We start from the raw sequence: 24,331 nt of genomic DNA, 5'->3' as shown, positions 1-24,331 counted from the left end.
TGTATGAAGCCAAATATTTTAGTTGTGGGAGATTTGATTTTAGACCATTATATTTGGGGGAATTGTGAGCGCATTTCTCCTGAAGCACCAGTGCAAGTGATTGATGTAAAAAAAGAATCTTTGAGCCTAGGTGGCGCGTGTAATGTCGCTAATAACCTTATAAGTTTGGAATCCAATGTATGGATTTGCGGAATAGTGGGTTGTGATGAAGCGGGTAAAACTTTGAAACAAGAATTAGAAAATAGGGGCATTAAGATAGAGGGGATTTTCTCAAGCACTTTGCGCCCTACGACACAAAAATCTCGCCTTATTGCGGCACATCAGCAAGTCGTGCGAATTGATAGGGAGGATAAAAGCCTCATTTGTCAAGAGGGCGAGAAGTTTATTTTGGATTTTGTTTCGCGCAAGATTGTGGAATCCAATCTCCAATGTCTCGTGTTAAGTGATTATCAAAAGGGCGTATTGAATGATAGTTTGACACAAAGTTTGGTTGCCTTAGCCAAAGCGCACGATTTAAAGATTTTAATAGACCCAAAGGGCAAGGATTATACCAAATACAAGGGCGCAACCTTGCTTACTCCCAACAAAAAAGAAGCAATGCAAGCCACAGGGATTAATATTTGTGATGAGGATTCGTTGCAAGATTGTATTGTGGCTTTACAAAAAATGTGCGCATTAGAGACTTCATTAATCACTTTAAGTGAAGATGGAATCGCATTTGCCACAAGGGATTCTATCCAAGAAGGAAGCGTCAAAGTAGAGAGAATGCCAACGATTGCACGGGAAGTCTTTGATGTAACAGGAGCAGGAGACACGGTGATTGCCTCTTTGGCTTATATGTTGGCATTGGGTAAGCCAATCTCACAAAGCGTATATTTTGCCAATGCCGCCGCTGCGGTTGTAGTAAGCAAAGTGGGTTCTGCAACTGCTAGCAAACAAGAGATTTTTGCTTATCTTAGGCGCAACAACCTTTTGGATTCTGCTTTGGCAAATACAGAATTTTTGCAAATTTTTGGCGAGGAGATGTCTCTTTCAAATTCTCTAAGCAGACAAATTACCAAAATTTTTAAGCGGCAAAAACTCACTTCCTATTGGGATAAATGGATAAAAGCAGAGGAGTTTTATGGATTTTTGGAATCTCTCCACCAACTCAAAGAGGAAAATTTCAAAATCGTTTTTACAAATGGTTGCTTTGATATTTTGCATTTAGGACATATTGATTATTTGCACAAGGCGCGTAATTTAGGAGATTTGCTGATTATCGGTTTGAATAGTGATGCTTCTGTCAAACGGCTTAAAGGGATTTCGCGCCCTATGAATGAGGAAAAAGATAGAATCGCAATGCTTTGTGCTTTGGAATGTGTGGATTTTGTCGTGGTGTTTGAGGAGGAAACTCCACGAGAGTTGATTGCAAAAATTCGCCCTAATGTGTTAGTAAAAGGCGCAGACTATCAGGGCAAGGAGGTTGTGGGGAGTGAATTTAGTGATGAGGTGTGCTTGTTGGAGTTTATAGAGGGCAAAAGCACAAGTCAATTAATCCAAAAAATAAAGGAATCTTAAATGAAACAAGTGATTTTGGGAGAGATTGCAGCACATTTAGAAAGTGCGCAAAAAATGGAATCTCTAGCGCAAGATTTAGAAAATGCAGCACAAATGGCGATAGAGGTATTAAAAGGCGGAGGCAAGATTCTACTCTGTGGCAATGGCGGAAGTGCGGCAGATAGCCAACACATTGCGGCAGAACTTACCGGGAGATACAAGCGGGAGCGCAAGGGTTTGTGTGCGATTGCTCTAACAACCGATACGAGTGCTTTGAGCGCGATTGGAAACGATTATGGCTATGAGTTTGTGTTTTCTAGACAAGTGGAGGCGATAGCAAGAAATGGGGATTTGTTGCTTGGAATCTCTACAAGTGGCAATAGTAAAAATGTCCTTAATGCCTTAAAAGTCGCGCGTCAGATAGGTTGTAAAACTCTAGGATTTAGCGGAGGGAGCGGGGGAGAAATGCGGAATCTCTGCGATATTTTGCTCATCTCTCCAAGCAGTGATACGCCGCGCATTCAGGAAATGCACATTTTAATGGGGCATATTCTTTGTGATTTGATTGAAAGAGAGGCGGAATAATTGCAAAAATTTTTTGAAAAAACGATTGCTGCTTGCGGAAGTGGAGAGAATGGCTTGGATTCCGCGCTTTTTAAACAGCTTCAACAGGGTGGGATTATGGCGAATTTCGCGGATTTATCTGCCGATGAGAGGGGCATTTACTTTCGTTTTTCAAGCAATAATATTTGCAAAATTATGCTCTATCAAGCAAGAGTGCAAGAGGTGATGTTTAGGAGTAAAGGCGACCCTTTTGTGCATTTGTGCGGGTGCAAGGAGGCTTTGGAGAATCTCAAAAATCCCGATTTCATTGCTACGATTTCTCTTAATTTGCGCTTTTTTCTTGGGATTTATTCGCATAAGGTGCAGACAAAGTTTTTTAACGACAAACCTTTACAAATTTGCCCACAATGCGCGAAAGTGTTAGAAATGTATTTCAATAATGATTTAAGAGGATTCTTTGGGGGATAGGTTGTGAAGAATATTGAAATATCTTATTCTTTGTTTCATACAATATGCCCATTGGTATATGTTTTTCATAAACTTTTAGCGTATATTCTAAGAAATCTATCCATTCTTTCTCGTTAGCATTTTTGGTAGTTTTCTAATATTCTTAAAATATCTTTTTGCCTGTTTTGGTTTGTTTTAGATTAATTACGCCTACTACAAAGCGTTTGTCCATTTTCTAAAGTGGCTTTCCCTCCTAAATCTTTTGGCTTAATATGGTCAATGTATAATTTTGCTCCCTCTTTTTTGATTGTCTCTAAAAAACGATTTTTTGAGAGTTTGCAATAGGTAGAGTCTAATTCAACGCCTACAAACTGATGCTTATTGAGATAAGATTTCGTTGCATTTTACTTTAGTATTCTACAAAATTTATTCCTTATTATTTCTATTAATCTTTTCCTCATCAATCAAGCGATAGCCGAGCGATTCTAGGCTTAATACATTGTCTGTAATAATTTTTGGCTCAATGATGAAAATAATTTCCTCCGTATTTTGCACTTCTTGCGAATAAGAAAAAAGTAGCTTTAGCAAAGGTATGTCCCCAAGTAGCGGCACTTTATTTTGTTGATTCATTGTGTTTTGCGAGATGAGCCCACCTAAAATTATCTTTTGATTATTTTTTACCTTGACGATAGAGCTTAGTTGATTGGTTGTAAGATTAGGTGGGGTGTCAAAGGCATTGCTTGGAATCTCGCTTTTGTTATCTTTGGTTTTGGTAATAGAGGGATTGATTTTGAGCATGATTTCCTCTCCAAACACCAAAGGTGTAATGTCTAAAAGCACGCCAGCAAAGATGCTTGGATATTCGTTATCGGTATTTGTGAGCGTGGTTTGCGCATTGGTGTTTTGATAAATATTGCTTTTCTTGTAGCGCAAAATATCGCCTACGCTAATCATTGCGGGTTGATTGTTGAGTGTAAGAACTTTGGGATTAGAGATAGATTGCACCTCCCCATAGGTTTTTAGAAACTCTACAATGCGCGTGAGACTTACGCCTTGCGAGAAAATATTTAACCCATAATGCAAACTGCGTCCGCTATCGCCACCGATGAGGTTTAGTCCGCTGACATTGCCCATTTCGCCCTTGCCTCCTAAGCTTGCACTCTCGCTAAAAGGTGGAATCACAAGATTTTGCAAATCATAAAGACTTTCCCAATTAATCCCCAAAGTCTGCGCGTTTTTGTGCGCAACGCTTAGAATATGCACATCAATCAAAACTTGTTGCTGCAAGCGTTCGTGTAGGTTTTGGATATAGGATTCTACCTTTTGGAGTGATTTTCTATCGCCTTTGACGCTGACTAATCCCGCGCCACGATTGATAATCACACGCCCTTCCTCTGCTTTGGCATTAATCATTGTTAAGATTTCTGTTTCAATCGTTTCCCAAAAATTAAATCCGTCTTCGCTTTTGATATTGATTCCAGACTTGCTTAAATTGTCTTCATCTCTTTGCGTATTGTAGTTGCTTTGCCGCTCCTCATTATTGATAGAAACAGAAGTATTGCTAATGCCTTGCCGATTCGTGCTTAAGTAGTTGATTTTGAAAGTTTTTGTTTCATTAATTTTAAGTCTTAAAATGTCCTTTTCAAAAGAATAATGCAAATTTGCCGCATTAAAAAGTAATTCAAAGATAAAATTCAAATCTTTGTCTTTAAAGTTAATCATAGAAAGATTTTGGTTGAGCCGCGATTCTATTGCGATTTCGTCCCAAACAACACTGAAATGGCACTCACTAGAAAATTCGTTTAAAACCTCACCAATTTTGATGGGATAATCTTGCAAAGAGAGATTAAAAAGGCGATTTTGGCACGCAAAAAGTGGAGCGAAAAGCAAAAGAAATAGGAGGCTGAATCGGTAAAGAAGTCGCATTTAGTTCCTTAATAGTTTTGATTTTTGTAGGCAAATTGTGCTTAAACCTTGCGTGGAGGATTCCTCCAAAATCACGCAGTTATTTTGGATTTTAAGAATCTTAAAGCGCATATTTTGCGCGTCAAAAGTTGTTTGTACCTTATACCATTTGCCATTGATATTGGCACGTTCTTTCATCAAACCATAGAGATTTAAGTCCTCATTACTTTGGGAATCTTGTCCATAGTAAAAGGGGTCAAATCCAGCACAAGCAGTGGTTAAAACGAGTATGAAGAAAAATAATTTCATTTTAATTCCTGTTGGGCAGAGGATTCTGTTTATGGAGTAGAATCTCTAAATAAAATTCCAAATGTTGCTTAAGGGCGTTGGGATAAAGAGAAAGAGACGAGATTTCTGAATAAGATTGTGCTTCTAGGCTTTCTAAAAAACTAAAAAAATCTGCATATTTTCCCTTTGCACTAAGTAAGATTTTTTGGTTTTCTTGTGTGAGCGTGAAGTCTTGTAGATTTTTAGAATCCGCAATTTGCGTCAGTGCATAGATGCTAGATTGATTTTGTAAGAGATTTTTTTGTTTGTCTTGTTGTGCAATTTTTTGTTCTAAGGCGTGGATAGAATCTTGTAAGGATTTTGTATCCTCAAAGTCTTGGGGGGCGTTAAAGGATTCTTGTAAGTCCAAAAGTTCTTTTTGTAGGTGTAGCTTCTTTTGGTTTTTTGCCTCCAAAGATTGTTTTGTGCGCTCAAAGCTTAGGCTAAAAATCCCAATAAAACCTAATAAAAAACAAAGAATAAAGATTAAAATCATTTCTTTTTTGGAGCGCAATTCTAAATAAGATTCTATTGTTTTGCAAATTTGTTCCAAAGCTCTTTTGGCTCCGTTCATTGTGGAATCCTAAAGGCAATTTGTATCCAATAAAATTCTTGATATTTTTCCAATCTCTGCACATTTCCCCAAGGGGATTTTTCTAGCTTTTCTAAGGCTTGCAAAGTGTTTTTGCCTCTAAAAAGCAAATGAAGTGAATCTTTTTCTAGCCCAAAATAAGCAATTTTGACATTGTATTGCTGCAAAATCGGGTTAAGTGTATGAAAAAATGGCACAAGAGCGTTAGGAATAGCATTTTGAAGGAAATGTGCATTTTGTGCTTCAAGAGTTTGTAGGGATTCTAACTTTTCTTTCAGAAGTAGCACTTGTTTTTGGGATTGCGTATAGCTTTGGATTTGGTTGTGGATTTGGATATTTTTTTCTTGGATTTGTCGCTGGAGATTTTCTATTTCTCTGCTTTTTAGCAAATCTAAGATTAACAAAACAAGCCAAATCCCGATTCCCACACTCGCACCCAATAGTGCAAATTTCAGTGCTTTGCCTACTTTTCGTTGGCTTAGGGGAAGCGTTTTTTCAAGTGGATTGAAATTATAAGAGTCCAAAAGCAAAACTTCCTCTAGCTTACATTGGAGGATTTGCGTATTAAAAAGGGATTGGAGGCTTTTTAGTTCTTCGGATTGCGCGGGATTCATTTCGCCTATTAGCCAAAAAAAGAGGGCAAAGTTTTGAGGGTTTGGATTCAAAAGTTTAATCTTGTCTTGTGCGATTTGGAGGTTATTTATGGATTGCAGAAAAGTGATTTTGCCTTTGTGATAATAAATAAGTGTCCATTTTGCGCAAACATCTAGCACCAAAAACGCCTGCGATTCTAAAGTTTCTTGCAAAAATTGCTCGCACAAAAAACAAGGGTGGCTAAGGTAGGTTTGCGCATCACTCACATATTTTTTCAAGGAATCTTTGTTAAGTAATAAACAATGATAAGTATGAGCATCTTGCGTAAAAAAGCGCGAAAAATATTCACAAGTGCGGGGCAGATTGAGCAGGGAGCAGACTTTGTCCTCTAATAAATCTTCCAAAATTTCTGGGGATTCTTGGAGGTCTTTGATTTCTTTTTCGTCCAAACTCAAGGAGTAAAAGACAATCTCTTTGTTATCAAAACTCTCCAAACTTTAAGCCTTTTGTTAAAATGTAGTTAGGTTTTGGATAATAACTCAAAAAGGTTTAAAATCCTTAGCTTTTAAGGAGAAGTGGAAGTAGAAACTTAAGTAAGAGAATTGAAATGTTACAATTTGTAATCTTTAACGAAAAATTTATTGCTTTGGCTTTTTGTGTGTGTTTGGAAAAGAATCTGCCTTATTTAACTCTAATTTCTTGTTTGCTACAATGCGGTAATTTTCATAAACAGGAGCTATAAATGATAGTTTCATTTAATTTTTACGCCACTTTGCTTAGTATGATTTTCGTATTGCTTTTGGGGCGTTTTATCATCGGCAAAAGTAAATTTTTGCGTGATTATAATATTCCAGAACCTGTGGTGGGGGGAATCATTGCAGCAATTGCGATTTTTCTGCTTTATCATTATGGCAAAATAGAATTGAAGTTTGATGGAGCGTTAAAAGACCCTTTGATGTTAGCATTTTATGCTAGTATTGGACTAAGTGCCGATTTTGCTTCACTCAAAAAAGGTGGAAAGATTCTTTTTATCTTTTTAATCTTTGTTTCTGTGTTGCTCTTTTTGCAAAATATTGCGGGAGTGCTTGCAGCTAAGTTTATGGGTGTGAATCCCGTGATTGGTTTGCTTGGAGGTTCTGTTACAATGAGCGGAGGACACGGCACAGGTGCTGCGTGGGCAGATATTTTTAAGCTGCCCCCTTATGAGTTTGAAGCTGCTTTGGAGGTAGCTATGGCTTGTGCAACTTTCGGATTAATCGCCGGTGGGGTTATCGGCGGTCCTGTGGCACACTATCTTGTGAAAAAATATCAATTGCAACTCCCAAGCAAAGATGTAGTAGAGGAGGGTTTGCCAAAAGGGTTTGAAAAGCCAGAAAAAGAGAGGTTGATTACCGCGACTTCGTTTGTGGAATCTCTAGCTTTGATTGCGATTTCTTTGCTGATTGGAACGCTTATTTCAAGTTATTTAAAAGGCTCTGCTTTCACGCTTCCCACCTTTGTATGGTGTTTATTTGTGGGAGCGATTCTGCGCAATGTGCTATCTATGACAAAAGTGCATCAAGTGTTTGATAGAGAAGTTTCCGTGCTAGGAAATGTGAGTTTGTCGCTTTTCTTGGCTTTTGCGTTGATGACGATTAATCTTACACAGCTTGTCTCACTTGCGCTTCCTATGCTTGTGATTCTCACGATTCAAGTCGTGTTGATGATTGCCTTTGCGATTTTCGTTACTTTTAGATTCTGCGGGCGTGATTATGACGCAGCGGTTTTGGCTGCGGGACATTGCGGGTTTGGACTTGGAGCGACTCCTACGGCAATGGCAAATATGCAAACGGTTACCCAACATTATGGTATGAGCCATATGGCGTTTATCGTCGTGCCTTTGGTGGGAGCGTTTTTTATTGACCTTGTGAATGCAATCGTGATTAGCGGAGTGCTAAAACTTCCATTTTTTTAGGATTTGCTTTTGCAAGATTTTGCATTGAGCCAAAGCGCGGCAGTTCGTAACTTGGCACAAAAGGATTCCATTGTGTCATTTGCTTCGCGCATTCCTCGCAATGACACGGTTGAGACATTACGTGTTGATTTGTCGTCATTGCGAGAAAATTTGCAAAATTTTCGCAATATGCATTTGTGCATAGCAAATTCACCCACACAGCGCAAATCCATAATTCTACATAAAGAAATATTCACAATGGAATCGCAAAGATTCTTTTGTATAATTGCAAAGAAAATTACAAAGGAAATAAATGCCAAAGAAGCAAACCCCCCAAGAATCCCTTACACATTTGGGAAATAAAACGCAATATGTCTTCACCTACGACAAAAGCCTTTTAGAGACTTTTGAGAATCAATTCACAGAGCGAGATTATTTTATCAAGTTTAATTGCCCCGAATTTACAAGCCTTTGCCCCATTACAGGACAGCCGGACTTTGCGACAATTTATATTTCGTATATCCCAGATAAAAAAATGCTAGAATCCAAATCACTTAAACTCTATCTTTTTAGCTTCCGCAATCACGGAGGATTCCACGAGGATTGCGTGAATAGAATCTTAGAGGATTTGGTGGAGTTAATGCAGCCACGCTATCTTGAAGTGTGGGGGAAATTTTTGCCACGTGGGGGAATCAGCATTGACCCTTATGCAAACTATGGAATCCCAAAGACAAAATACCAAGAAATGGCAGAATATCGCCTCACCCACCACGATTTATTGTTAGAAAAGGTGGATAATCGTTAAGATTCAACCTCTAATCCGCCTTCGTGCTAAAAGATTTTGTTTGCAGGATTAGATTTGCAAATGCGGGTGTGTTGCACAAATCTTTTCACCTAAACCCGCACAAATTTTTGCAGATTGCGCACTTTGTTTGTGTTGTCTTTACAAGGAAAAATACAATCATTTTACAAGCTCATCAAGCGGTAAAATCGGGTATGAGGGTGTAATGATAATTACATTTTGACAATAATTTATGCTATAATACCGCTTTGATTTTTTAAATAAGGGATATTAATGCAAATAATGCAAAAAACTATTTTGAATACAGCGATGATAGTTGGTTTAGCGAGTTTTGCTAATGCGGGATTTGAGGAAAATTTTACAAAAAGCGTGCAGGGATTCGCGGGAGTGGAAGTCAAGGTGCAACTCAAAAAACCGCTTAAAAGCTTCAAAAATCAATATTTTGTGATTGGACGCACGCAAGGAGGAGATATTTTTCCGGCACTTGTGAGCCAAGAGGGAAGTTATTTTGTTGCATTAAGTAATATGATGAACCTAGACAAGGAGGATTCCAAAATGATTATGGAGGAACTCCGCAAAGCAGAAAATGCAAAAGAAAAGAAAGATACAGCGGCACTCAACGCACTTTTTTCAGGTTTCAATCAAGAGGATTTCATTTACCTTAGAGGAACGGGTAAAAACCTCCCAACTCATATTGTTGTAACAGACCCGGATTGCCCTTATTGTCGCAAACAATTAGAGGAGATAGAATCTGAACTAAAAGAAGCGAATTTGAAATTAATTTTTGCGCCTGTACATCAAAAGGAAGCCTTTATTAAGGCACAATTAGCGATGAATCAAACCGCAAAACTTAAAGCAGACGATACAAAAGGCAAAATCAAAATTCTACGCAAATTTTATCAAGACAGAAAATTGAGCAAAGAAGAAATGGCGACAGATTTTACACAAGTGCGCAAAAATACAGATAAAATTTTTGCTAGCAAAGTAATTCGGGGTGTCCCTTTTGTCTTTGAGCAAAAATAATGATTGAAAATGGCGTGTGATGCTAGCGAGTTTGGAGATTCGTTATGAAGGAGTAGAAAATGTCCTCATTACATTTGGCGGTATTTGGGACAAAAGCCTTTCTAAGCAAGTTTTGAATAAATTGGACAGCACTTGGGATTCTATTACGCGACATTTTGGGGGTAAAGAATCACAAAACATAAAAGTTCATATTTTATTAAGAAAAGATTTTGATTTGGATTTTTGTGGTGGGGAAGTTTTGTTGCGTTGGTTGGAGGATTTGAAGCAAAAGGGAAAAATTAGACTTGAGGATTCGCAAAATGCACTCTTTCTTTCCCCCAAAACACAGCGGATTTTTGCGCTTTTGCAAGAAAAGAAAATGCCCGATAAGTCAGCAATTACAGAGGAATTAATCCGCTGGCATTTGGACACCTTTAAGATTCTAAAAAATTGGAGTAATTACGCACTAATAACCTTTGGTTTCTTGGGTGAAATGATTTATCGCCTTTTAGTGGGTTTTATTAATCCCGCGACGATTCGTCTAAAAGCCTTGTTTTTCCAAGTACAAGAAGCATTGATTAAAGCGATTCCGATTGTCTCTTTGGCTTGCTTTCTGATTGGAATCGTGGTTGCCTATCAAGGCAGTCTCCAGCTTGCGCAATTTGGGGCAAGCATTTTAATTGTGGAGATGAGCTCTATGCTGACTTTGCGCGAAATGGCACCAATCATCACGGCAATCATCATTGCAGGGCGCAGCGCGTCTGCCTTTAGTGCGGAGATTGGAATGATGCGTGCGACACAAGAAATTGATGCAATGAATGTGATGGGATTTAATCCTATAAATTTCTTGGTGCTACCTCGTGTCATTGCGCTATGTGTCGCGCTACCTCTTGTGGTCTTTATTGCAGATATTTTTGGATTAGTTGGTGCAATGCTTGTTTCTTCTATGCAATTAGGAATCAGTAGCGAGCAGTTTGTGGAGCGATTTTTGCAAATGGTTGAAATGCGACATTTTTGGATAGGATTTCTCAAAGCCCCATTTTTTGGGTTAATTATCGCGCTTATTGGTTGTTATCACGGATTCATCGTAGCAAAAGACACGCGCAGTATTGGAATCCATACAACTAAAAGTGTGGTAGAATCTATTTTTTGTGTGATTGCATTTGACGCATTATGCTCGGTAATTTTTACGCAAATAGGTTGGTAAATGGAATCACAAACAAATGCAAACTTCCAAAATATTATAGAGATTCGTAATCTTACAACGACTTATGGGACGCGTATCATTCACGATAGAATCTCCTTTAATATCCGTAGAAAAGAAATTTTTGCTTTGCTTGGTGGAAGTGGGAGCGGAAAAAGCACCTTGCTTAATACAATGATTTTTCTAAAACAACCCACAAGTGGTGAGGTGAGGATTTTGGGTCAAAATATTTGGAATCTCAATCCCAAAGATACGCTCCAATGCAAATTAAATATAGGCGTATTATTTCAGTTTGGTGCGCTCTTTAGCTCCTTAAATGTGTTGGAAAACCTAATGATTCCTTTGCGGGAATGGACGAATTTCAGACCTAGTGATATAGAATCTCTAGCATATATTTGGCTTACGCGTGTGGGGCTTAAGGCAGAGGTTGCCAAACTTTATCCCAATGAATTAAGCGGTGGAATGGTGAAGCGCGTGGGGTTGGCACGTGCTTTGGCTTTGAGTCCAAAAATCTTATTTTTAGATGAGCCAACAAGTGGATTAGACCCCAAAAGCGCGAGACATTTTGATGCCTTGATTATGGAGTTGAGGGATTTATTGGGGATTAGTGTCGTAATGGTAACGCACGATATGGAATCTGTCAAAGGCGCAGTGGATAGAATGATAATATTGAAAAATCAAAAAATATTTTTTGAGGGAAGTGTCCGTGAGTTGGCACAACAAACACAATCGTTGGATTTGTTTTTATATCAGATTTAAGGAGGTTTATGGAAGCGCGATTGAATTATGTTTTACTTGGTGTGTTTTTTGTTGTTTCGTTGATTGCTTTGGCAGGATTTGTTTTTTGGATGGGAAAATACGATAGAAATCTTAAGGATTATCACGAATATTATCTTTATAACAAGAATTTGCCCAAAGGGATTCGGACAGAAACACAGGTGCGATATTTGGGGCTTCCAGTAGGATTTGTCAAGAGCTATAAACTCAATACAGAAGCAGAGGATGTAGAGATTACACTTTGGATTAAAAAAGAGATTGTTTTAAAGGAGGGGGCACATATTTTTGTTGATTCTCAAGGGCTAACAGGAGGAGCTTTTCTCTCTCTTGTGCAAGGGCAAGGAGAGTTTTATAAAGAGGGCGAAAAGGCAGTTTTGAGCTTACAAGAAAATTGGCTAGAAAAAGTCGGAAGTAAGGCAGAAAATGTGTTTGACCGCTTGGAGATGAGCCTTAATCGTATCAATCGGCTTTTGAGCGATAAGAACTTAGACAACATAGAGCGCGCTCTATCGGGTTTGGCAAACTTGCCACCAAGAATAGATAATGTCTTGCTCTCCGCGCAAAAAGAAATTAAAGGTGTAGGGGAGAGTAGAGAGGCGATTCATCACGATATTGTCAATGGGGATTATAATTTGCGTGCAATTTTAACGCCACTTCTGTATGATTTAGAACGAAACTCCAAAACATTAGAGCAGGTTTTGCAAAGGGCAGAAAGTTCTATGGAAAATTTTTCTAACGCACCTAGTGAGTTTTTGTTTGGCACGCGAGGGCAAACTTTAGGACCACGTGAATAAAAAGGAAATATAATGCAAGCAATCCATAAAATTTCAAAAATTTTTTTTATTTTGATTTTTATCTTTGTTTTTGAAGGCTGTTTAGGCAAAGAATTGCCAAGAATTACTCACTATGAATTGAGCTTAGAGCCAGAGATTTTAAGTCCATATCCGACACAATTTGCAGGCAAAAAAGTGCGGAATCCCAGCTTTTTTGTCTATCTTGGTTCGGAAGCAAGCTTGAAAATCGCTAACAAAAGAATTGCTTATAAAATCAATGAAAATGCCATTGAATATTTTGTCAGAAATGAATGGATAGAGCCTCTACCCTTGATGATAGATTCTTTGGTGTTAAAAGCTTCCAAGCCTTTGGGATATATTCCTGTAAAAGAGCTAAAAAGCGGGATTCCAACTCTTGCGTTGAATCTTTTGGATTTTTATTATGATGAAAAACAAGAAATCGTGGTGCTTAATCTTATTGTGAATATTAAGGATTCTAGCCAACTTCTTAAGAAAGAAATAAAGGTGCAAAAGGGCGATTTTTATCAAATTATTGTTGCGATGAATCAAGCGGTTAATTCTGCAATTTTGGATTCTTTTAATCTGCTAAATTAAGGAAATTGATGTCAAATTTAACTTTGAATAATAGCAAGCAAGATTCTGCACATTGTGTTTTGGAATCTAAACCATATACGATTTGTTTAGAGGATTTTATCCTAGAAGTAATCATTGGGATTCTGCCAAGTGAGCGCGAAAAGGCACAAAAGATTTTAATTAACGCAGAGTTTATATGGAATCCCAAAATACAGGCACAATGCGAGGATTCTATGAATTTAGACAAGAGAGAGGATTTTTTGGATTATCGGGATTTGAGGGAATTTATTAAAGAGTCTTTTGCACGGCAATTTGGATTGCTAGAGGAAGCACAAAGTTATTTTTACCGCGAGATTCCTTTGCGCTTTCCGCAAATCAAGGAGTTTTGGATTAAAATTACGAAATTGGAAATCTTTGAGGATTGCAAAGTTTCAATAAAAATTAATTATCAAAAATAAAAAAGGATTAAAAAATGGAATTAAAAATTAAAGACAATGCCCCGCTTTTTAGTTTGCCAAATCAAGACAATGCAGAGATTTCTCTGCAAGATTTTCAAGGAAGTTGGGTGGTAGTGTATTTTTATCCCAAAGACAAAACGCCCGGCTGCACAACAGAGGCTTGTGATTTTCGCGACCGATTAGAGATTTTAAGTGCGCGTGGCGCAGTGGTGCTTGGAATCAGCCCAGATAGCGTGAAATCTCATCAAAGTTTCATCTCAAAAGAATCTTTAAATTTTACCTTGCTTAGTGATACGCAAAAATCTGTGCTGAAAAGTTATGGGGCTTGGGGGCTAAAAAAGCTTTATGGCAAGGAATATGAGGGAGTGATTCGTTCTACTTTTTTGATTAATCCTCAAGGCAAGATTGCATACATTTGGAAAAATGTCAAAGTCAAGGGACATATTGCGGAAGTTCTAGCTAAATTAAAGGAATTGCAAGGATAGAGAATTAATTGACCTTGCAAGGAATGAAACAGCGAAGCAGTTGGGTAAGTTTGGGTAAGACTCACGCAACGCACGCCCATACTTGCAAATCCAAAGAATTTCGCCTTAAAGAGACTCAAGGATTCTACGATTCTTTGTGGAATCTGACAAAGGTATAGAAACCAACACACAAGATTTAGCTTTATGGAATCTTAAAGCCCAAAAGTATAAAATACGACTTTTGTTTTAAAGGGTCTATCAATGTCTAAAGTCGTGATTATCGTGTCTGTGATGATTTTTACTACACTTATTGTTGCTTCAAACTATCTTGTGCAGTTTCCAATTAACGATTTTTTTACCTTTGGTGCGCTGACTTATCCCTTTACTTTTTTGCTTGCAGATATTCTAGCGGAGAAATACAACAAGCAAGAAGTGCTAAAAGTAGTGCGTATCGGTATTATTTGTGCCTTTGTTCCCTCTTTGTTTTTGAGCGAATTTAGAATCGCACTTGCAAGCATTAGTGCGTTTTTTGTCTCCCAACAGCTAGATGTTTATGCGTTTTATTGGATTAAATCCAAATTTCCTAAAATTTGGTGGCTTAGAAGTGCTGGCAGCACCGCATTTTCTCAAGCATTGGATACAATGATATTTTTTCACATTGCCTTTTTGTTTGTTATGCCTTGGACAAGCGTGTTAATGCTCATAATAGGAGATTATTTGATGAAATTTATTTTTGCTTTTACAAATACGCCCTTCTTTTACCTTTTTGGGATTAGAATGCAGAAATTTTTGGGAGTTTTCGCGCGATGAGTGGAGTAAAACAAAAGGTTGTGTTTTTTGATAGAGATGGCGTAGTAAATCTTGAGGATTCGCCTTATGGCTACAAAATAGAGGAATTTTATTTTGCTCCGCATTTTATAGAGTTATTTTTGGAGCTTAAAAAGCAAAATGCACTTTGTTTTGTGGTTACAAATCAATCAGGGATTCATCGCGGAATCTTTAGCCAAAAAGATTTTGAAGCCCTAAGTGTATTTATGCAAAACTGCATTCGCTCTTGCCTTACGATTCCTCTGCGAATCGGTGGCTTTGTGCCTAAAAATATTGGTTTTGATGGAATCTATTTCTGTCCGCATACCAAAGAGGAGCAATGCGCTTGCCGCAAGCCAAAATCTGCTATGCTAGAATCTGCAATCCAAGAATTTCATCTGAATTTAGAGGATTGCGATTCTTATATTTTGGGAGATAAGGAAACAGATATGCAAGCAGGGTTGAAAGTGGGTGTGCAAACGCGCATTTTGATAGGCGTAGAGGACGCTCCAAGTGCGACGCATAGGGTTGCAAATTTAGAAGAAGCAATGGAAATTTTACTTTAAATAGATTTACTTGTGGAATCGTGGCGTATATACTATCATTGTGAGAAAATTTGAAAAATTTTTGTGGCAATCTATAATTTGGAATCTCACAGGAGCATTTACAATGGAATCTTTCAGGCAAGATTCTAGCTTATGGATTGCTTTGTCGCGTTGCTCCTCACAACAACGAAAAGATGATATTACAAGCCCTCCAATCTCTTTTTGGCAAGTTGAAATCTTTTTTGCAAATTTAGGATTCTAAAAGGCAGGGCAAGCAATCTCCCTTTGCCTTTGTTGTAGGCTTTAATTGCCTCTTTGCCTATTTCTATGGAAAGGTTGTAGTCGCCTCGCGGAATTTCTTGTGAAGCTTGATTATCCAAGCCCTTTTTCATTATCCAATACGCTTGAATAGGAAGTAAGAAATAAAGCCCAAAACGCGCAAATTTTAACAAAAGGAATCCCAAAGCTGCTTGAAAAACTCTTGCTTGGCTAGCGGATTCTTTAAGCCGCATAAGCTCGTCTGTGAAAACAGGTGTCTTTTGCGCAATATCCCACCAATATTTTCCCAAAAACTCACCCTTAGTATCCACATAGATTTTATCGTCTCTCCAAGGTTTGTAGTCTAAGTAGTAATGCACGATTTTAGGATTCTTTAAGGCATTGTTTAGTTGGTTGCGCGTGTAGGAGATATTGAAATTTCCTCCTTCCTCTTTAGTTTTTGCATTGATAAAATAATAGACTAAAACATTCCAATATAAAGGCAGAATCTTGACTTTGTCCTTTAAAATATAATTTAAAATGCTTTGGTCGTGCTCCTTGAAATGATAGGAATCCATAGAGTGCAAGATTTGCGATTCTATCTCTTGCGCACGCCATTTTTGCACATCTATGAGGAGCAAGCCAGAGTTAAAATATCCTTGGGAGAGATTCAAGGGTGGATGGGATTCGTCCTTTGGCATTAAAAGACGATTTGCTTTGTAATCTAGCACTACACCACAGACTTTATCCTCTAAATCCATAGCAAAAATCTCGCGCAAATCCCATAGAACAATCATATCCACATCTAAATAAAGCACTTTTTGCGCGCTAAAATCTAAAAACCTTTCAAACAAAAGCCGATAAAAGCAAAGATAATTTTCATTGAGTTTTGGGAGATTGTTTTCTCTGAATTCTGCGTCATCACACAAATGAATCGTGATTTCTAAAGGGTAGATTATAGAGAGTTTGGCTTGAAGTTTGGAGAGTTTTTCTTGTGTGGATTTTGAGAGAAAATCACTTAAAATATAGAAGCAATAAGGCTTATTCTGCCCCCCCCCCACTATTTTATTTGTATTATAGATAATGCTTGTCATCAAGCAAGCAGCAAAAGGCACATAGTTTTCGGTAGCAATTAAAAGAATTGGGTAATTTTGCATTATTTAAACTCCCAATTTTGCGCTTTTTGCAAAATTTTTTCCGCTCCTTGTCGCAAAAACTCTTGCGCCATTTGCACGCCTATGCGTTTGCAATCCGCAAGCGTTTTTACCTGCACTTCCAAACATTCGCGCAAAATCTCTGTGCCATCGGGCAAACCCAAAATGGAGCGCACTTTTAAGATTCCATTTTCTAGGGTTGCATTGACGCCGATAGGCACTTGACAGCCTCCATTAAGTGTGCGCACAAATGCGCGCTCGCAAGTTGTTTCAAAGGCGGCTTTGGAATCGTTTAAAAATTGCAAAAGTGATTCTGTTTTGCTTCCCTTTTTGCATTCCACACCAAGTGCGGCTTGTCCCATTGCCGGAATCATAAAATCCAAAGGCACAATATAAGGCACTTCTTTGTGGATTCCAAGCCGATTTACTCCCGCTTGCGCAAGGATAATCGCATCAAAATCTCCTTCTTGAAGCCTTTTTAGTCTTGTTTGCACATTTCCACGCAAACTTTGCGTTTCCAAATCCTCCCTTAAGGCACTAATCTGCATTGTGCGCCTTAGTGAAGTTGTCCCGACACGCGCACCAAGCGGAAGCTCCTCCAAACTCGCGTATTTGAAGCTCAAAAAACTATCCCGCACATCTTCTCGCTTCGTGATTGCCGCTAGTCCCAAGCCCTCTACAAATTCCACCGGCACATCTTTGAGGCTATGCACTGCCAAGTCTATTTCATCTTTTAAGAGCAATTCTTCTAATTCTTTGGTAAAAAGCCCCTTACCACCGATTTTTGCCAAAGGCACATCTAGGATTTTGTCGCCTTTAGTTTTGACGATTTTTACTTCCACTTCTATGTCTTTGTATTGCGCCTCTAGGCAATCTTTGATATGGTTTGCTTGCCAAAGTGCTAGCACACTTCCGCGTGTGCCGATGATGAGTTTTTGCATTGCTTCTCCTTACTTTTCTATGACTTCTACATCAATGATTTCGCTATTTTGAGGCTTGTTGCTTGTGTCAAAGGGTGTGGAATTAGGAGCAGGTTTTTTCATAAAAGGCTTAACGGCTAAGAATCCAATTGCGCTAAACTGCATTAAAATCCCTAAAATATCGGTTAATCCACCGGGTAAGATTAATAGGATTGCTCCAAGGATTCTGAAAATATTAGAACCCACGAAAGCTTCATAGCCGATTTCTCTTTCTCTAAGGCGCACGAGGGCATCGCCTAGAAAAAAGCGATAATTTACTAAGATAAACAATCCCAAAATAGCACTGAAGATAATCTCTAATACAAAGCCCAAAACGCCCAAGAAATCAATCATTTCAAAGGTGATAAAGACTTCTAAAAACAAGTAAATGAAAATCAAAATGAATCGCATTGGCAAACCTCAAAAATCTTAGAAATTAGTGCGTCAAAATCTTGAATCCCTAGAGATTCTTTGGCTAAATCTTTACGTCTTATGAGTTCTATTTCACCTTTTTCTAAGCCTTTACCTACGACGATTCCAAAAGGCAATCCTATCAACTCAAAATCGGCTATTTTCGCACCATATCGTTCGGCTCTGTCATCTAGCAAGCATTCAATGCCCTTGCTTTGTAAGTTTTCGTAGAGTTTTATGCCCATTTGCATTTGGGATTGCTCTTTGATGTTAGAAACAATAAGATGAACGCAAAAAGGCGCACTCGCACGCGTCCAAATCATTCCGCGCTCATCGTGGTGTTGCTCTATGATTGCGCTTAAAAGTCGTGAGATTCCGATTCCATAACAACCCATAATAAAGGGCTTTGCTTTGCCTTCCTCATCTAAGAAAGTTGCCTCCATTGCGCTAGAATACTTTGTGCCAAGCTGAAAAATATGTCCCGCCTCAATTCCCTTAGTAAAATAGAGTTTGCCTTTTTTGCAAACAGGGCAGAAATCCCCCTCTTTGACTTCCACCAAATCCTTAAACTCCAATCCTTCAAAAGTGCTTAAATCCACGCCGACAAAGTGATAATCCACTTCATTTGCCCCGCAGATGAGATTGCTAGCATTTTCTAGTTCTTTATCAAAATAAATATAAGGGCTAGAGGTAAGATTGCGCAAGGCAAAAGGTCCGATGAATCCTTGCACAAGTCCCGCACTTTTTAAGTCTTCCTCACTTGCTTCTACAAGTTCGTTTGCACCTACAATGGCGTTTAGGGCTTTGGTTTCGTTTAAACTATCACTTCCGCGCAAGAAAAAATACACCAATGCGTTTTTTCCACCATCAAAGAGTGCTTTTTTTACCACTGCTTTGAGCGTCCAAAACGGCTCTACCTTAAAAAACTCGCTTAAAGATTCTATGGTTTGCACCTTTGGGGTATGAAATTTGGCAAACGAAGCGACAGGGGCTTCCGTGTTCGGAAGTTTTTTAATGCGCGTAGCTGCTTCTAAATTCGCTCCATATTGACAACTATCACATACGCAAATTGTGTCCTCTCCGCTCTTTGCAAGCACCATAAATTCCTTGCTTCCATTCCCGCCAATCGCCCCGCTGTCCGCAAAAACAGCGCGGAAGTCCAATCCCAAACGCGTAAAGATTCTGCTATAAGTAGCTTCCATAAGGTCAAATTCGCGTTTTAAATCCTCTGTGCTTGAATGAAAGCTATAACCATCTTTCATAATAAACTCTCTTGCGCGCATAAGTCCAAAGCGCGGACGAATCTCATCACGGAATTTGAGGTTGATTTGGTAGAGGTGGATTGGTAATTGTTTGTAGCTTTTGATATTTGCTTTGACTAGCTCTGTAATCACTTCTTCGTGTGTAGGTCCTAGCACAAAGTCATTGTCTTTTCTGTCTTTGAAGCGCAAAAGCTCCTTGCCATATCTTTCAAATCGTCCGCTTTTTTGCCACAGAAAGGACGGAGTAACAAAGCCGAGTGCAACTTCGTTTGCTCCTGCATTGTCCATTTCCTCTTTGACAATTTGGCGCACCTTGTCTAAAACACGCTTGCCAAGGGGCAAAAAGTTATAGATTCCGCTGCCAATTTGTTGGATAAATCCGCCACGAACTAAATATTCGTGGCTTTTTAGAACGACATCTTTAGGCGTTTCTTTAAATGTTGGGAGAAATAATTTTGAAAATCGCATAGCTTTCCTTGTGGTTTAGGATAAAGTTTTGTCTTGAGCGTATTCGCATTTGTAGGATTCCAACATTTTGCCTTGTGTATCCTGCTCAAAAAGGAATCGCAAGGATTCAATTACGCTGTCTCCTTTGGGTGTGTTGGCAACAGATTTTAGGTTGATTGTCAAATCGTGCAAAAAGGTATTGAAAGCATTGTGGAGAGTTTTTTCAATGTTTTTTTCATAGTCTTTTGGCAAATAGCCCTTTGCGATTCCTTTGTTTAGCTCTTTCATTGCGGCGTCTTTGGCAAGGGAGCGGATTGTCTTGATGAGTGGTTCTACATTGAGACTTTGTTGCCAGCTGAAAAACTCTTGTGTTGCTCTTCCTACGATTCCATAGGCAATTTTTGCTTGTTCCTCACGCAAGGTTAAATTTTTGCGCACAATATCCTCTAAATCATCTACGGCAAAAATTTGGATTTTGTCGCTCTTCTCCATAATTTCACATTCAATATCTCTTGGCACAGCCAAATCAAACCAATAGCGATTCCAATCCTTTACCTCTACCATATCATAGGTGATAATTGTATGTGGTGCGCCTGTGGCACTAAAAATAAGCGGAATCTCGTTGATATAAGTGCTAAGATCTTTGAAACTTTCTGCGCGAATCTTTGCGTTTGGAGAGAGGGCAAAAATCTCATCGCAAATTTTTTGTGCATTTTGAATTTCGCGGTTGATGATTAAAACTTCACAACCTGCGTTAATAAGGTGTTTTGCACAAAGATTGCTCATTTCACCCGCTCCAATCACGAGGGCAAATTGACTTTTCAAATCCCCTAGAATCTCTTTTGCCTTAGCTACCGCGGTGCTTGCCACGGAGACAGAGTTTTGTGAAATACTTGTGGAGTTGCGCACACTTGCGGCACAGCGAAAGGCAAAATGAATTGCGCGGGAGAGATACAAGCCACAACAGCCTAGTTCATAAGAAAACTTAAACGCACTTTTGAGCTGACCTGAAATCTGTGTTTCTCCTACAACAAGGCTATCTAGTGAGCTTGCCACACTGAAAAGATGATGAATTGCACTTAAATTTTCGTAACTATCCGCGCACGTTCGTAGCTCTGGGAGTGGAATCTTGGAATAATTGTTAAGTTTATCTAGCAAAAATTCCTCTGCCTTTTCGGCATTTTGGACATTTAATATAAATTCAATGCGGTTACAAGTAGAGAGAATCACTGCTTCGCTGATGAATTTGTTGCTAACCAAGTCTTGCAAAAATTCCTTTGTCGAGGGATTCTTTATCTCCAAGCTTAAGGCTTCACGCATAGCAATATCAGTATTTTTATGCGAATAGCTTAAAATGTAATAATCCATTGGCTTCCTTAAAAGTCGCGTTCAATCATTTCGCGCATAATTTGTATAAGTTTATCACAAGATTGATTAGCAATCGCTTCAATTCCATTGTTGCCTAAATGTTTTGCTAGAGCAAGACTTTGAGTTATTGCGTCTTTCGCTTTTAGCTCGTTTAAAATCCATTCTTGTTCTTGCGCTTGCAGGTCTTGTTTAAACGCATTTTTTAAACGCATTCTGTCGTTCTCGTTTAATTTATGATATAAAAAAATATAGGGCAAGGTTGTTTTACCCTCTTTGAAGTCGCTTAGAGCTGGTTTGCCTAGAGTTTTGGAATCCGCAACAATGTCTAGCACATCATCAATGATTTGAAATGCGATTCCAAGATTGCGCCCATAGAGGCGGAATCCTTGCGCTTCCTCTGCGCTTTTGCCTGCTAAAAATGCTGCGGAATACGCGGTGGCTTCAATGAGTGCAGCTGTTTTATGTTCTATCATTTGGAGATATTGACTTTCATTGGGATTAAAGCTTTTTGCCAACTCTACATCTTCTAGTTCGCCGATTGCAAGAGTGGTAACTGCATTTGCAATAATGCGCGGAATCATCGGATAATTTTCTTGCAAGCTTGTAAGCTCACAAAAGGCTTTGGAATAAAATATATCGCCTAGCATAATAGAGTTTTTATCACCAAAAAGTGCGTTGATAGAGGGCTTAGAGCGTCTTGTAAGGGCATTATCAATCACATCATCGTGCAGGAGCGAAGCACTCTGAATCATCTCAATGACTGCACAAAGCAAAATACATTCTTCACATTCACCCGCAATGTGAAGCGCAAGTTTGGAGCGGAGCATTTTGCCTCGCTGCAAATGCGCACTCAAATCTAATACGAGCGGGGATCCCAATTCTTTTAAAAATTCTTGAATTTTTGTTTCAATGTGCGCTAAAGCCTCCATTTGGAACCTTCCTTTCATCAATGATATTAAAATCTCTGTTGCCTTGATAAAGATAATATTTCAAGGTTGCAACTTTTTTGGTGCGGTGATAATCCTTAAAACATAGCATAAAAAAGGGTTCTTCGCTATAATATTTTTGTTCTGGTTTGAGCAGAGGGACTTTATAGCATCTGCGCTGATAGTCTTGGTAAAGAATAAATTGGTGTGGAAAAGAATCGTAATTTAAGTGCATTACCAAGCCCTCGTTTTTTAGTAATGTCCAACGAAAAAACAATGTCTTAGCTGCCTCTCTTGCTTGCAAAGTCAAAAGATAAAACTCATCTTTGTTTAGCTCAATGAATCTTTCTGCTTTCCATACCGGTGGTGCAAAAAGCATTGAAACTCCTAGAATCGCACTCAAGATTGCTGATAAACTAAAGAGTGTAAATATTTTCATTCTTAGGATTCCATTGGAGTTGCTTAGTGCAAGAATTGCATTTTGTCTTTATTCATTTTGTGTTAAAATATTTCCCATAGATTCAATCGCAATATTTTGTGTGCGATGATGGATTTCGTCTGAGGATTCCTCGCTATTGGTTAAGTAGGCTAATTCTTCTTCCCACATTTCCCCTAGTCTTTTTTCAAGCAGAATCTCCATTGCCGCTTGGCGCTCTAATAAGCGCGTAAGCTCTTGTGCGCTTAAGCCTTGTGAGGCATTAAAAATAATCTCAATCCATTTTTCTTGTGGTAAGCCCTCTAAAATATGTTCCATAATGTTCCTTATATTTATGAATTTAGTCTCGCAAGCACGGCATTTTGGTGTGCGTCTAGTCCCTCTGTGTGTGCGAGAATTCCACATTCTTGTCCCATTTGTGTGATTCCTTTTTTGGAAAAGGCGATGATAGAAGATTTTTTCATAAAATGCTCTGTGGAAAGAGGTGAAAAAAACCTTGCACTTCCGCCTGTTGGCAGGGTATGGTTTGGTCCTGCAATATAATCTCCAATAGGTTCGGGAGTGTTTTCGCCGATGAAAATTGCCCCCGCGTGTTGAATTTTAGATAGAATCTCCAAAGGATTTTTCACAAGCAATTCCAAATGTTCGGGTGCAATTTGATTCATCAAGGCAATGCCCTCTTGAATGTTTTGTACAATGAGAATTGCTCCGCGCTCATTAATGGATTTTGCCGTGATTTCCTTGCGTGGCAAGGTGGCTAAAAATTCCTCAATCTTTTGTGCGACTTGTTTTGCCAAGTTTTCGCTTGTAGTGATGAGAATAGAGCTTGCCATTTCATCGTGTTCTGCTTGTGAGAGTAAATCCCAAGCAAGATAATCCGCCCTTGCGTCTCCGTCGTTTAGGATTCCAATCTCACTAGGTCCAGCAATCATATCAATCTGCACTTCCCCAAAAACAAGCTTTTTGGCGGTCGCAACATAGATATTGCCCGGTCCTGTGATGACATCTACTTTTTGGATTCCTTTTCCTTGTGAATCTTGCGCACCAAAGGCAAGCGCACCTATTGCACTTGCTCCACCAATTTTATAGGCTTCTTTAATACCACAAAGGTGCATAGCAGCAAGCAATAAGGGATTGGGTTCGTTGTGCGGAGTAGGCGTGCAAACGACAATTTCTTTCACTCCTGCAACAAGGGCTGGAATCGCATTCATTAAAAGTGAGCTAGGATAAGCCGCCTTGCCTCCGGGGATATATAGTCCTGCTCTGTCCATAGGCGTAACTTTCTGTCCCAAAATATTGCCATTTTCCTCAAAGTCTAGCCAAGTTTTAGGCTTTTGCTTAGAATGAAAGGCGTAAATGCGTTCAAAGGCGAGTTGTAAGGAATCTTTCAAAGGAGTTTCTATGGCTTCATAAGCCTTTTGCATTTGTTCTTGCGTGATTTTTAAATCTGAAAAGTTAGTTGGATTCCAATTATCAAATTGTGCAACTTGCGCTATAATCGCACTTTGCCCTTGCTTTTTAATCGCATTGAGCAACTCCTTGACGCGCCCCTCAACGTTTTCTATATCCATAGCACCACGCTTGAGTATTTTTTCAAACTCGGTATTGAAATTTGAATCTTTACTATTCAATAAAGCAATCATTGCTTAAAAAACTCCTTTAATTCCTTTATTAAGAATTTGGCATTTTAGCCTTTTATGTTTAATTTTATTTTAATTACAGAATCTTTATGGGCAAGATTTCATTTTAATAGATTGCTGCGAAAATTTTATAAATTTTCTTG

At 38.7% G+C, this 24,331-nt stretch carries 28 protein-coding genes; 14 read left to right on the top strand and 14 right to left on the bottom strand.

What is annotated here, in order from left to right:
* The first annotated feature begins 3 nt into the window (after nt 1-3).
* The 3 genes from rfaE1 to CQA43_RS07240 are packed head-to-tail and all read left to right on the top strand — an operon-like array spanning nt 4 to nt 2,571.
* The gene (gene rfaE1 / locus CQA43_RS07250) at nt 4-1,560 is read left to right on the top strand and encodes a D-glycero-beta-D-manno-heptose-7-phosphate kinase (protein ID WP_115551940.1); all 1,557 of its coding nucleotides are present in this window, start codon (nt 4-6) and stop codon (nt 1,558-1,560) included.
* The gene (gmhA, locus tag CQA43_RS07245; RefSeq protein ID WP_115551939.1) at nt 1,561-2,124 is read left to right on the top strand and encodes a D-sedoheptulose 7-phosphate isomerase; all 564 of its coding nucleotides are present in this window, start codon (nt 1,561-1,563) and stop codon (nt 2,122-2,124) included.
* The gene (locus tag CQA43_RS07240; RefSeq protein WP_245944266.1) at nt 2,125-2,571 is read left to right on the top strand and encodes a hypothetical protein; all 447 of its coding nucleotides are present in this window, start codon (nt 2,125-2,127) and stop codon (nt 2,569-2,571) included. It begins immediately after the preceding gene.
* A 179-nt stretch (nt 2,572-2,750) separates the two neighbouring features.
* On the opposite strand, the gene CQA43_RS09765 is transcribed toward CQA43_RS07240, so the two are convergent.
* From CQA43_RS09765 to CQA43_RS07215, 5 genes are all read right to left on the bottom strand, one after another.
* Entirely contained in the window at nt 2,751-2,822 is a 72-nt protein-coding gene (locus tag CQA43_RS09765; protein WP_245944270.1) for a hypothetical protein, read from the bottom strand.
* A 154-nt stretch (nt 2,823-2,976) separates the two neighbouring features.
* The gene (mshL, locus tag CQA43_RS07230; RefSeq protein WP_115551938.1) at nt 2,977-4,476 is read right to left on the bottom strand and encodes a pilus (MSHA type) biogenesis protein MshL; all 1,500 of its coding nucleotides are present in this window, start codon (nt 4,474-4,476) and stop codon (nt 2,977-2,979) included.
* Entirely contained in the window at nt 4,477-4,764 is a 288-nt protein-coding gene (locus CQA43_RS07225) for a hypothetical protein (RefSeq protein WP_115551937.1), read from the bottom strand.
* 1 nt (nt 4,765) lies between these two features.
* On the bottom strand, nt 4,766-5,356 hold the full coding sequence (locus CQA43_RS07220) for a hypothetical protein (RefSeq protein WP_115551936.1): 591 nt from the start codon (nt 5,354-5,356) through the stop codon (nt 4,766-4,768).
* Nucleotides 5,353-6,462 carry a hypothetical protein gene (locus CQA43_RS07215; protein ID WP_115551935.1) on the bottom strand — a complete coding sequence of 370 codons (1,110 nt, stop codon included), beginning with the start codon at nt 6,460-6,462 and terminating at the stop codon, nt 5,353-5,355. Before CQA43_RS07215 ends, CQA43_RS07220 begins: the two co-directional genes overlap by 4 nt.
* A 248-nt stretch (nt 6,463-6,710) precedes the next feature.
* Between CQA43_RS07215 and gltS the strand changes: the two genes are divergently transcribed.
* From gltS to CQA43_RS07155, 11 genes are all read left to right on the top strand, one after another.
* Entirely contained in the window at nt 6,711-7,922 is a 1,212-nt protein-coding gene (gene gltS / locus CQA43_RS07210) for a sodium/glutamate symporter (RefSeq protein WP_115551934.1), read from the top strand.
* 292 nt (nt 7,923-8,214) lie between these two features.
* Nucleotides 8,215-8,706, top strand: a complete 492-nt coding sequence (gene queF, locus CQA43_RS07200; protein WP_115551932.1) for a preQ(1) synthase — start codon at nt 8,215-8,217, stop codon at nt 8,704-8,706.
* Nucleotides 8,707-8,976: 270 nt separating this feature from the next.
* Entirely contained in the window at nt 8,977-9,726 is a 750-nt protein-coding gene (locus tag CQA43_RS07195) for a thioredoxin domain-containing protein (protein WP_245944265.1), read from the top strand.
* A 19-nt stretch (nt 9,727-9,745) separates the two neighbouring features.
* A complete protein-coding gene (locus CQA43_RS07190) occupies nt 9,746-10,912 on the top strand; it encodes an MlaE family ABC transporter permease (RefSeq protein ID WP_115551931.1) in 1,167 nt (388 codons plus the stop codon).
* A complete protein-coding gene (locus CQA43_RS07185) occupies nt 10,913-11,668 on the top strand; it encodes an ABC transporter ATP-binding protein (protein ID WP_115551930.1) in 756 nt (251 codons plus the stop codon). It abuts the gene before it with no gap.
* An 8-nt stretch (nt 11,669-11,676) separates the two neighbouring features.
* Nucleotides 11,677-12,480: an MlaD family protein gene (locus CQA43_RS07180; protein WP_115551929.1), complete on the top strand. Its 804-nt coding sequence runs from the start codon at nt 11,677-11,679 to the stop codon at nt 12,478-12,480.
* Between the two features lie 12 nt (nt 12,481-12,492).
* Entirely contained in the window at nt 12,493-13,074 is a 582-nt protein-coding gene (locus tag CQA43_RS07175; RefSeq protein WP_115551928.1) for a hypothetical protein, read from the top strand.
* Nucleotides 13,075-13,082: 8 nt separating this feature from the next.
* Nucleotides 13,083-13,511, top strand: coding sequence for a dihydroneopterin aldolase (locus CQA43_RS07170; protein ID WP_115551927.1), 429 nt, complete (start codon nt 13,083-13,085; stop codon nt 13,509-13,511).
* Nucleotides 13,512-13,525: 14 nt separating this feature from the next.
* On the top strand, nt 13,526-13,996 hold the full coding sequence (gene bcp, locus CQA43_RS07165; RefSeq protein ID WP_115551926.1) for a thioredoxin-dependent thiol peroxidase: 471 nt from the start codon (nt 13,526-13,528) through the stop codon (nt 13,994-13,996).
* A gap of 240 nt (nt 13,997-14,236) precedes the next feature.
* Entirely contained in the window at nt 14,237-14,785 is a 549-nt protein-coding gene (locus CQA43_RS07160; RefSeq protein ID WP_115551925.1) for a queuosine precursor transporter, read from the top strand.
* Entirely contained in the window at nt 14,782-15,348 is a 567-nt protein-coding gene (locus CQA43_RS07155; protein ID WP_115551924.1) for a D-glycero-alpha-D-manno-heptose-1,7-bisphosphate 7-phosphatase, read from the top strand. The genes CQA43_RS07160 and CQA43_RS07155 overlap by 4 nt, the downstream gene beginning before the upstream one ends.
* A gap of 179 nt (nt 15,349-15,527) precedes the next feature.
* Here the strand turns inward: CQA43_RS07155 and CQA43_RS07150 are convergent, their stop codons facing one another.
* From CQA43_RS07150 to hisD, 9 genes are read right to left on the bottom strand one after another with little or no spacing between them, the layout of a single operon-like run.
* A complete protein-coding gene (locus tag CQA43_RS07150) occupies nt 15,528-16,742 on the bottom strand; it encodes a glycosyltransferase family 8 protein (protein ID WP_115551923.1) in 1,215 nt (404 codons plus the stop codon).
* Nucleotides 16,742-17,680, bottom strand: coding sequence for a hydroxymethylbilane synthase (hemC, locus tag CQA43_RS07145; protein ID WP_115551922.1), 939 nt, complete (start codon nt 17,678-17,680; stop codon nt 16,742-16,744). Before hemC ends, CQA43_RS07150 begins: the two co-directional genes overlap by 1 nt.
* Nucleotides 17,681-17,689: 9 nt before the next feature.
* Nucleotides 17,690-18,109 (bottom strand): FxsA family protein, encoded by a 420-nt coding sequence (locus CQA43_RS07140; RefSeq protein WP_115551921.1) that lies wholly within the window; start codon nt 18,107-18,109, stop codon nt 17,690-17,692.
* Entirely contained in the window at nt 18,094-19,839 is a 1,746-nt protein-coding gene (locus CQA43_RS07135; RefSeq protein ID WP_115551920.1) for a proline--tRNA ligase, read from the bottom strand. Before CQA43_RS07135 ends, CQA43_RS07140 begins: the two co-directional genes overlap by 16 nt.
* A 15-nt stretch (nt 19,840-19,854) precedes the next feature.
* Nucleotides 19,855-21,186 carry a glutamyl-tRNA reductase gene (gene hemA, locus CQA43_RS07130; RefSeq protein ID WP_115551919.1) on the bottom strand — a complete coding sequence of 444 codons (1,332 nt, stop codon included), beginning with the start codon at nt 21,184-21,186 and terminating at the stop codon, nt 19,855-19,857.
* 8 nt (nt 21,187-21,194) lie between these two features.
* The gene (locus tag CQA43_RS07125; RefSeq protein WP_115551918.1) at nt 21,195-22,115 is read right to left on the bottom strand and encodes a polyprenyl synthetase family protein; all 921 of its coding nucleotides are present in this window, start codon (nt 22,113-22,115) and stop codon (nt 21,195-21,197) included.
* Complete coding sequence (locus tag CQA43_RS07120) at nt 22,093-22,551, bottom strand: hypothetical protein (RefSeq protein ID WP_115551917.1); 459 nt, start codon at nt 22,549-22,551, stop codon at nt 22,093-22,095. The genes CQA43_RS07125 and CQA43_RS07120 overlap by 23 nt, the downstream gene beginning before the upstream one ends.
* A 48-nt stretch (nt 22,552-22,599) precedes the next feature.
* Entirely contained in the window at nt 22,600-22,866 is a 267-nt protein-coding gene (locus CQA43_RS07115; RefSeq protein WP_115551916.1) for a DUF2018 family protein, read from the bottom strand.
* A gap of 14 nt (nt 22,867-22,880) precedes the next feature.
* Complete coding sequence (gene hisD, locus CQA43_RS07110; protein ID WP_115551915.1) at nt 22,881-24,191, bottom strand: histidinol dehydrogenase; 1,311 nt, start codon at nt 24,189-24,191, stop codon at nt 22,881-22,883.
* Nucleotides 24,192-24,331: the final 140 nt, after the last annotated feature.

Origin of the sequence: Helicobacter ganmani, from assembly GCF_003364315.1 — a bacterium.
Taxonomy (GTDB): domain Bacteria; phylum Campylobacterota; class Campylobacteria; order Campylobacterales; family Helicobacteraceae; genus Helicobacter_D; species Helicobacter_D ganmani.
Note: the sequence above shows the minus strand (reverse complement) of the source record. Positions and strands in the feature narration are given on the sequence as shown.